This window comes from Paenibacillus forsythiae T98, assembly GCF_000520735.1.
Lineage (GTDB): Bacteria > Bacillota > Bacilli > Paenibacillales > Paenibacillaceae > Paenibacillus_AQ > Paenibacillus_AQ forsythiae.
This window is the reverse complement of record NZ_ASSC01000676.1, coordinates 1-3177: the sequence shown is the minus strand read 5'-3', so window position 1 is coordinate 3177 and position 3177 is coordinate 1. Positions and strand designations below refer to the sequence as shown.

At 48.5% G+C, this 3177-nt stretch carries 1 protein-coding gene; it reads right to left on the bottom strand.

Going from position 1 to position 3177, the window contains the following annotated elements; translation table 11 throughout:
- Positions 1-221 precede the first annotated feature (221 nt).
- On the bottom strand, positions 222-3177 hold a 2956-nt coding region (locus L692_RS0120720; protein WP_025701941.1), incomplete at its 5' end, for a beta-ketoacyl synthase N-terminal-like domain-containing protein.

Here is a 3177-nt window from a genome sequence, read left to right as displayed (position 1 = left end):
CCCTCCCTTGTCCGAAGTCGATTCACCTCCTGCCTATAGAGGAAGGGGTCTCCTCTCCTATTCTGATAAAAAAAGGTCAGCCAAATGCTTCTGGCTGACCTAATGCTGACCTAATAAAGTTGTTCCCTCTACTGTATAACTGATTCAACCAACCATTCCTAACCTTATGCAAGAGGAAAAAACCAACCTTGGAGACTTTTTTATGCAGCGCTTCTATAATACTAAAGAATTTTAGGTGTAACATACTTTTTAATAAACGATTTGAAAAAACGATCAGACATTCCCTCTACAGAATACAATTTCTCGCATAGCGCGGTGATGAGTTCTGCCGACGAAGGAGAGTGCAAAATCAACATATGATTTGGCGAATCTACATCGATTAAATTTAAATTAGGAATTAGACGCGTCCATTCTTCCCAATAAACCATCTCGTCAAATGATAAGCTCTGAAGCCCGAACGTGAAATAAGGCTCCATGTCCCCAAAAAACTTCCCGTTCTTATTCCGGAAATAATAGCAGGTGGTCCCTTGTGGATCTGGTAGCGGAAGCGGTGTGTAATTCTTCAGTTCGTAAGATAACTGAACCTTTAGATTTCGTTCCACCTGAGTGAGGAGTTGCACTGCCGTCTGCGTCAATCCTCGACTTCCGGCAAGACAAATAAGTTTCTGCAAAAAAGCCTCGTCCGTATCGTCCGGGTCCAACTCCTGCCAATGAATAAGCGACTTTTTCGCGCGCTCCAAATTAAAGGGATCTGATGCCAGCAGGGCTGTATTCATCGTTTGCAGATAGACGGATTTAACGGAAACGGGAGCATTAGCTATCTCTTGATTGTACATAGAGTCGACCATGACGATGGACTGAACGGTCTGACCTTCCTTCTGTAAGATGCGGGTCACTTCATAGGCGAACAAACCACCCAGAGAATACCCTCCTAAATCATAGGGCCCCTCTGGCTGAACAGTTCTGACAATCTGCGCATAATAGGCTGCCATTTCAGGAATGCCATGCAGCGAAGAGTTATCGGTTGCCCTTCCGCTTGCTTGAATCCCATAGAAAGGCCTGCCGCATTTTTGAGCTATATCTTGATAGACTTCCACACCGCCATTCGCGCCGTGAAACCAGAATACGGGTCTCGCTGTGCTTAGTTGATTCAAGCGAATAAGTTCCGGATATTCTGGCCAGGATGAGACCGAAACTGCTGAATTTGCGGCAGATGAAAGCCCCGCTTCCTCCTGCCGCACTGTGAGCACAGCAGCCAAATCTCTAATGCTTACGCATTCCTGCAACTGTTTTATGCTAATCGAGGGATCAAATTGGGCTTGAAGCTTCTGAAGCAACTGCATGAGCTGTAGTGAACCCATACCCAACTGTCTGAAACGCATCTCCGCATTCATCGCCTCCGGCTCCAAACCCACTAGCCCGGAGACAAACTCTATTATACGTTCTTCTGCAGATACCTCACTTCCTTGCATTTTAGTGCTGCAGATTTCTATCCTTTCAACCAATTGCGCCGCTTCGGGTATGATCGAAACTGGATGAATCCAGCAACTACGCTTTTCAAAAGGATACGTCGGTAGCATTATGCGCCGGACGATGTCACCCTTTGGCAATCTCTCCCAAGCTACACTTCCTCCCTTGGCCCAATAGAGCGCTAGCTTCTCCAGTTCCCTCTCCTTAATCAGCTCTTCCAGGAATCGCTCCCCGACTCTGCCGGAGAACAAGCTTTCGAACTCTTCGGGCTGTTGCTGGGCATCTCCGATATAAAGAGTCGGATCGGCTTCTCGGCTAATTTCGTCGGCCGCTAAATAATGCCGAAGGCCCTGAATCATCTCTTCCCGGCTGCCCACAACCAGCGCCAAACGAATATCCATAGCCTCTCGCCCGACTTGCAGGGTGTAGGCGAGGTCATTCATACAAACGTCCGCCTGCTCCTCCGCAAATTCGAGTAATTGACGTACTGCAACCTTTAACTGCCCCTTATTTTTCGCAGACAGAATGACCGCCTGCGGCGTCGGCGAACCGAGCAGTGCGGTTCTTTCCGGCTGGGCAGGGATATATTCCTCTACAATGATATGGGCATTGGATCCTCCGGCGCCAAACGAGTTTATAGCTGCCCTCAGCGGAATTTCCTTGTCCTGCCCTTCCATTCGGAGTACAGGTCGATTCCAAGTCTCCAGTTCGCGCTGGATATGAAGTTGGCCATTTAACTGGATATTAGGATTCATCGGTTCAGCTTTAATTGACTCGACTAACTGACGGTGCTGAAGTTGAAGAATTACCTTCGTCAATTGGGAAATCCCCGAAGCGGCTTCAGCATGCCCTATGTTGGACTTCACGGAGCCTATGGTATAAGGACGGCCTTCCGAAGCGCTGCTGTGGAATACCTTTTTTAACGCCGCAATTTCTATCGGATCCCCTAAGCTTGATCCGTTAGCTGCGGATTCAATATAGCTGACCGTTCGGGGATCAATTCCTGATTTACGGAAATTGTCCTCCATCAGTTGCGCCTGGGCTTGCGGATTAGGGACTCCAAAACCATGAGTATGTCCTCCATGATTGGTCGCTGTCGACTTGATAACAGCTAAGATGGTATCCCCGTCGGCAATGGCATTGTTCAATGGTTTCAGCAGTACAGCTCCGACCCCTTCCGCAGGCAGATACCCATCTCCATTGCTGAAACTTCTGCTGTCCGGATTGCTGCCGATCAGTTGAGATAAGCTTAACCCCACGTATTTCTTCGGATGAATGGATAGATTAACCCCTCCTGCAACCGCTACCTCACACTCTCCTTTTTTCAGGCTTTCGCAAGCCATATGAACGGCAATTGCGGAAGAGGAGCACATCGTATCAATCGCAATGCTAGGTCCCATGAAATCGAAAAAGTGCGATACCCGGTTAGCGATGGAGCTGTAAGAAGACAGGGCCATAAGCGATTCCATCGACGGCTCCGCATTCCAAAGTTTATAATGCTGGTACATGGCACCAACATAAACTCCAACCTGTCCTTTGTGCTTGTCCGCAAGCGATTGTCTCGTTTGACCGACGCTTTCGAACAAATTCCAAACAGTTTCCAGAAACAAGCGTTCCTGCGGATCCATGATCTCGGCTTCCAGCGGCGACAGGTTGAAGAAAAGCGGATCGAACTCGTTCACGCCTTCCAGAAATCCGCCCCACTTG